At 58.9% G+C, this 5,843-nt stretch carries 5 protein-coding genes; 1 reads left to right on the top strand and 4 read right to left on the bottom strand.

The annotated features are described in order from the left end of the window. Positions 1–244: 244 nt before the first annotated feature. The gene (locus tag ABJK70_RS18750) at positions 245–1,891 is read left to right on the top strand and encodes a hypothetical protein (protein WP_347258752.1); all 1,647 of its coding nucleotides are present in this window, start codon (positions 245–247) and stop codon (positions 1,889–1,891) included. Between the two features lie 80 nt (positions 1,892–1,971). On the opposite strand, the gene ABJK70_RS18755 is transcribed toward ABJK70_RS18750, so the two are convergent. The 4 genes from ABJK70_RS18755 to ABJK70_RS18770 form a co-directional block, all read right to left on the bottom strand. Beyond that, positions 1,972–2,382, bottom strand: coding sequence for a biopolymer transporter ExbD (locus ABJK70_RS18755; RefSeq protein ID WP_077729139.1), 411 nt, complete (start codon positions 2,380–2,382; stop codon positions 1,972–1,974). After that, a complete protein-coding gene (locus ABJK70_RS18760; protein ID WP_077729138.1) occupies positions 2,360–3,049 on the bottom strand; it encodes a MotA/TolQ/ExbB proton channel family protein in 690 nt (229 codons plus the stop codon). The genes ABJK70_RS18755 and ABJK70_RS18760 overlap by 23 nt, the downstream gene beginning before the upstream one ends. Positions 3,050–3,263: 214 nt before the next feature. Then, positions 3,264–4,013, bottom strand: a complete 750-nt coding sequence (locus ABJK70_RS18765) for an energy transducer TonB (RefSeq protein ID WP_347258753.1) — start codon at positions 4,011–4,013, stop codon at positions 3,264–3,266. Next, positions 4,010–4,438, bottom strand: coding sequence for a hypothetical protein (locus ABJK70_RS18770; RefSeq protein ID WP_156879401.1), 429 nt, complete (start codon positions 4,436–4,438; stop codon positions 4,010–4,012). Before ABJK70_RS18770 ends, ABJK70_RS18765 begins: the two co-directional genes overlap by 4 nt. Positions 4,439–5,843: the final 1,405 nt, after the last annotated feature.

Below are 5,843 nucleotides of genomic sequence, written 5' to 3' on the forward strand. Positions count from 1 at the left end.
TGGCGAAGCGGTTCCGCTGCGAATGACATTTCGGACGGCCTAGTGCGCGAGACCGAATCCCCCGGCACCAGCCGACGATCGGGAACGTGCCCTCAGATCGCGATTTTTGCCTAGGATGCTCGTCTAATACATATTGATGTGGATGTCAGGCAAGACTCGGGCGGTGACGGGCTGCTCGAAGGACCTAGGCGTCGGTGTTGTAATCCGAGTACTACTACGGACAGCTCAGACAAGGACAGGAATCATGCCGCTTCGGTTCGAAATCTCACTCAGGAATCCGCTGCACTTGGCCTTAGTCCTGTGCGTCCTAGCGGTCAGCGGTGGTGTTGTCGGTTCGACGTCCGAGCCGTCGATCCAGTGGGGCGAGTGTCCCGATTACCCGGAATTTAAGGATGTAGCCGCGGAATGCGCCTTCATTCCGGTACCGCTCAGATACTCGAATCCCGGTAGAACGGCTCCGATATTCGTTGCGCGAGTGCGGGGCAGCGCGCCGGAAACCGAAAAGCGCGGACAGTTATGGTTTGTCACCGGCGGGCCGGGCGCATCGGCCATCGGGTTCGCGCAACAGTCTCAATCCTTTGCGGAACTGCGCCCGGAATGGGACTACTACATCTTCGAGCAGCGCGGCATCGGCAATTCGGCGCCGCTCTACTGTGCCGCCGCGGCTGACGAGGCGATCGTTGCGCCCGAGGATGCGCTGGACTGCCTGGCCGAGTTGCGCCGAGCTTGGCCGGAGGGTATCGAGGATTTTACCGTCACCAACACCGCACGTGATCTCGCTCACATCATCGACCGGCTACGTCCGCCCGGTCGGGAAGTGGTAGTGTACGGCGTCTCCTACGGCACGTATTTGGTGCAGCGGTACTTGGCCCTGCGCGGTGAGCAGCCCGATGCGGTAATTCTCGATTCGATCGTCGCAACCGGGTACGAAGCGTACGACACGATTGAACGCGGTACCAATGCGGCGGCGCGAATGGTGATGGACCGCTGCGCGAAGGACGCCGACTGCCGTCGGCGCCTGGCCGGCATCGCCGCCGATCCGTGGACCGCTCTCGGCGTGACTTTCGCGCGCCTCGATCAGGGGCAACTGTGCCCGGAGTTGCAGGCGCGACTGGATTCGCCCCTAACCCGTTCCTATTTACGCAGTTTATTCGGTACGATGATTGAGAGGACCGACCTGCGAGGATTGATGCCGGCCGTGGTGTTACGGCTGAATCGCTGTGTTCCGGACGACGTTATGGCACTGGAACATCTGATCCGATCACTCTCTTCGGAGTCGCTCTTTTCGGCGGCGGATTCGGAAGCGCCCGCGGCCGATCCGGGACCTGGCTTCGTACCTTACGAACAGGTGAAGTACTCGGCACCCCTTAGTTCGCACATCACGCTTTCGGAGCTGTGGGAAGGTACTTCTTTCGCGCAAATCATGAACGAAGCGGAGGGATTCTACGCCTGGTTGAACGTGGCGCCCTCGCTGGCTCTATTGGCCGATGCGCAGGTCTGGCCGGCGTACCGCGATCCATTGAGCGATCTGCACGCTAACACGCGAGCCCCCGCGTTGATGCTCAACAGCGATATCGACTCGAATACTCCCCTGGCCGAAGCCATACCGATTCGAGAGGACTTGAATGGCCCCAATCAGCGGTTCGTCACAGTGCCCGACGCCGGGCACGTCGTGATTTTGAATTCGCTTATGGCTGGCGCCAAAGGCGATAAACCGGCTGATCATTGCGGGACACGCGTGATGCTCTCCTTCCTCGATGATCCGTACGGTGAGCCGGACACGAGCTGCATCTCGGGCGTGGAACGGCTGAGTTTCGATGCCGCAAATTCGAGGAATCGCAAGAGCAGCCTCCAATACTTGGGCCGGAAGGACATGTGGTCCGCAAAATAAGCGTCGCGGAAGTTTTGCTTGACGGCATGCGTCGCCACGAACCTAGGATTCCGGGGTTCCGATCGGCCGAAAACCCCCTCTCATTGCTGGACGGTCACGAACGACAGCTTGCCTATCCCGGAACGCTGGGCGCTGGCCATGACCTTGGCCACGGCATCGAACACTGCCGCCCGATCGGCCTGGAGCTGGATGCCGATCTCGGGATCGCGCTCCTGTAGGGCTTTCAACTCGGCCTCCAAGGATTCCAGCGGCACCGGACGGTCGTCCAGCATCGGCTGTCCCTCCGCGTTCACGCTGAGGATGGCGATGTGTTGGTCCGGTGCCGGTTCGGTTTGCTCGGTCTTGGGCAATTTGACCCGAACCACCTGGGTCAGCAGCGGCGCCGTGACGATGAACACCACCAGAAGCACCAACATCACATCCACCAGAGGCGTGACGTTGATCTCGCTCATTTCGCCGCCGTCGTCGTCATTGGGCAATTGTATGGCCATGTTCGGTCACCGTTTGTTGGATCAGATGGTCTTGGATTGTCGCGTGCAGGAACTCGCTGGCAAAGTGGTCCAGTGCGATGACGATGCGCCGGTTCTGACGCAGGAAGAAGTTGTAGGCGATCACTGCCGGAATCGCCACGGCAATGCCCAAGGCGGTCGCGATCAACGCCTCGCCGATGGGGCCGGCCACCACTTCCAGACTGGCCGAACCCTTGGCGCCGATGTCCTTGAGGGCGTGCATGATGCCCCATACCGTGCCGAACAGGCCGACGAACGGCGCCGTGCTGCCGATGCTGGCTAGCCAGCCGAGACCGGCGTCCATCCGGGCCTTCTCCTTTTGAATCTGCAAACGCATGGCGCGTTCGATCAGGTCGTGCCAGGCTTCATGCTTATCGGCGCGGAAAGCCAATTGTACCTTGGCCCGCGCCAGGGTTTTCAGCCCGGTCTGCTGCACCCGGGCGAGCTGAGCCGCGCTGTGGCTTACCGATTCTTGATCGATACCGAGCTCCGAGCCGTTCCTGACAATTTTCAGAAAGCTATGGTTGCGCAGCTTGTTCAAACCGAGTTCCCCCGCTTTCAGCAGAATCACGCTCCAGGTCAGCAGAGAAAAACAGCCGAGCATGCACAGAGTGCCGTCGACAATGGCGGTTTCCGATAGGTTAAACATGATCTCCTCTCGCGTTTAAGATTGTGATTTCGTTTGTTTCGCGCGGTTGTGGGCCGCACGGTTTCTGCGCCCTCGTGCCTGTCGCAACTTCGCCGCACAGCATCACTCACCGATCAGTCCCGAACGATGGTTAAGGCGGGCGACGGCCGACCGTCAAAGACAAAGCTCTGCCCGACGCGCCTAGCCACCTAACGAAACGTTCCTCTCATCCGGGTCATTCCAATTGGAACTCGATGGGCACGGTAACCCAACTTGCCTGCGCGACATCACCGCGCTTGGCGGGCACGAAGCGCCATTTTTTCACCGCCTCGAGGGCTGCTTCGTCCAATACGTCGTGGCCGCTCGATCGTTGCACCGATAACTCGCCGCAGCGGCCGTCGGCGGTAACGTAGACCCGCAGCAGGACCAGGCCTTCCCAGTGTCGGCGGCGCGCGATGCCCGGATAAACCGGTTTCGGATTGTTCAGATAGTTGGCGTTCGAACTGGCCGGCGTATAGGTGTCGTTGCGCGGAGCAGCGGCACGGTCTTGGGGCGGTGCGGAAGGTGCCGCCGGTGCTGGCGGTGCGGTGTCCGCTTGTTCCTGCTTTTGCGGCTCGACCTGTTTGACCGCGGAATCCTTGCGCACCGGTTTCGGTTTGGGTTTTTTCACCGGCTTGGGATCGGGTTTCTTCGCTTCCTTCGGAGGTGTCGGCGGGGACGGTACGGTCGGCTGGGTCACCGCCGGTGCGGGAGGCGCGGACAGAACCATGTCGATCATCGGCAGCGGCGCGGCTTCGGTGAAGGGCACAGGTTCCGGGCGGGCGAGATACCAGAAGAAAAGCAAACCGTGCAGTACGGCGGCCAATCCGGCGGCGGCAGCCACCGCGAGCGGTCGCTTCCAGGTGGCGGGGATCTCAGCCATCGTGACCGGCGTACCTCCGGGACCATCGAACGGCGGGTCCCCGGAAAAGAAATATGTGCTCATTCTCGGGACACCGTGCCGAATATGGGAGCGACCGCGCTCGTCGTCTTGCGCCGCGACTTCTGGCACTTGTCGACGCCTTGGAGCGAGAGTGTCGGTCCGACGGAGGATGATTTGTTGCGGTGTGCCTCCGTCCCGCACTCTTCCGGCACTTGGCGTGCAATCCGGCTGTCTTGCCCGGAGGGCTGGCATCCGGTGTTATCGGCAGGACTGTAACTGGAATCTTGTTGAAAATCGGCGACTTGCTGTCGCAACGCATCGAGGCGCAGGCGAACGTCGGCGAGCAACTCCTCGAGATATTCGAAATGAATCTGAAAATAGCGCGCCGAAGGAAACTCCGGTCCGCTCGTTGTCCCGGATTCCGAGGCTCGAGTTCCGTTCGGGTCGACCCTTCGGCTAGAGGCGGGGCGGCCTTGCTTGATCCTCATGACGATTCCTTTTTTGTTGCTTCTTATCCCTAATGACGTATGAGCGCGGCTAATCCCGCACTTCCGATAGAAAAAATTTTTCTGACGTCTATAAGTTGTTGTAAAGCCTAAAAAAGAAAAGCCAGGTAGAGCGGATCTGTGGGATATGCCGTACTCGCTGTGTCTAAAGCTCACGCTCGATCCGGACGAATGCGCTTGGCGCTGATCTCGGGGTGTGTTGGATCGGGGATTTTCGAATGTGGTGTAGCACCCCGAGCACCACCGTCCGAAGCCGGAGCGGCTGCCGGAAACGCCAACGCTAATTCAGGCCATGGCAGGTTATCACTTGTTGTGTTGCAAGTTTTCCGCCCTCACCTAAAGGATCATCCTGAGGATGAACTCGATAAAGGGAGCTGAGTCGGTTTGCTTCATGCTGTTTTGCAGTGCCTGGTAGTACTTCGCCTGATGCTTATAGATCAGGCTTTCTACCGGGATGCCGGCGAACGAGGGATTCCAGCGGGAAGGTTAAGGTCTGCCACGGTCCCCCATGCGGCCGTTGCCGTCTGTGAAGGGATGGATGAACTTGAACTCGTAGTGAAACACGGAACTGGTAATCAGAGTGCTCTTCACCGGTCGCCAGCCACCGGAAGAGGTCGTGCATCAATACCTGGACGTGATCCGCTGGAGGCGTCACTCACCACATACCTTTCGAGGTCGCTCGATATGGGCGATCGTGACGGTCGTGCCCTCTATGTCCAGATCAAAGTCTTTCTCGGGTGATCTGGACCAGGTTCGCCCAGAAACGGCTGGCGTGATTTCCGAGGCGTACGTGCGCGAGGTAAAAGTGTTGTTGCACGAAAAGCGGCGTAAGTTGTGAACATCCAAAGTAAAACGCGCCGCCGAAAGAGGTCAGACGCGGTTTTCATCTCGTTGAGGCGGCGTCAATCGGAAATCGACGAAAGCCTTATGGAGTAAGACTTTCAGTCATTCCAGCTTGATCGGCTTTGCCCCGGCCTTTGTATTGCGGATCGCGGCGCGGTATCGGTCAGAGCATGGAGGTAACGCCTTGTAGGATAACTGAATTACCCCGAAAGTGCCCCCAGTTACCCCGGATGTCAACGGACTCTATAGGATCGCGATGGATGGAATATAAACGAAAAAGCCCGCATTTACGCGGGCTTACGGATTTCTTTGGATGTCTTTGAATGGGTGTTTGGTGGAGGCGGCGACTACATAACATGACTCATAAGTAACTGAAATAACAATGGAATTAAGGTCGCAAAAAATCGGAATACCGTCAAAAATACCGTTGGCGCATCGCTGTTAGAAAAATAAGCCCGGCGATGAACCGGGCTTTTTCATGTCTACCGGGTGACGCCCGTACGCCTGGCCCCGTAGGCTGCCGACATGGACTTGTCCAGATAGC

The organism is Methylocaldum sp., assembly GCF_039794385.1.
Lineage (GTDB): Bacteria > Pseudomonadota > Gammaproteobacteria > Methylococcales > Methylococcaceae > Methylocaldum.

Coding starts and splice junctions, on each gene's coding strand:
- ABJK70_RS18750 (WP_347258752.1), top strand. CDS start 245: ATGCCGCTTCGGTTCGAAATCTCACTCAGGAATCCGCTGCACTTGGCC.
- ABJK70_RS18755 (WP_077729139.1), bottom strand. CDS start 2,382: ATGGCCATACAATTGCCCAATGACGACGACGGCGGCGAAATGAGCGAG.
- ABJK70_RS18760 (WP_077729138.1), bottom strand. CDS start 3,049: ATGTTTAACCTATCGGAAACCGCCATTGTCGACGGCACTCTGTGCATG.
- ABJK70_RS18765 (WP_347258753.1), bottom strand. CDS start 4,013: ATGAGCACATATTTCTTTTCCGGGGACCCGCCGTTCGATGGTCCCGGA.
- ABJK70_RS18770 (WP_156879401.1), bottom strand. CDS start 4,438: ATGAGGATCAAGCAAGGCCGCCCCGCCTCTAGCCGAAGGGTCGACCCG.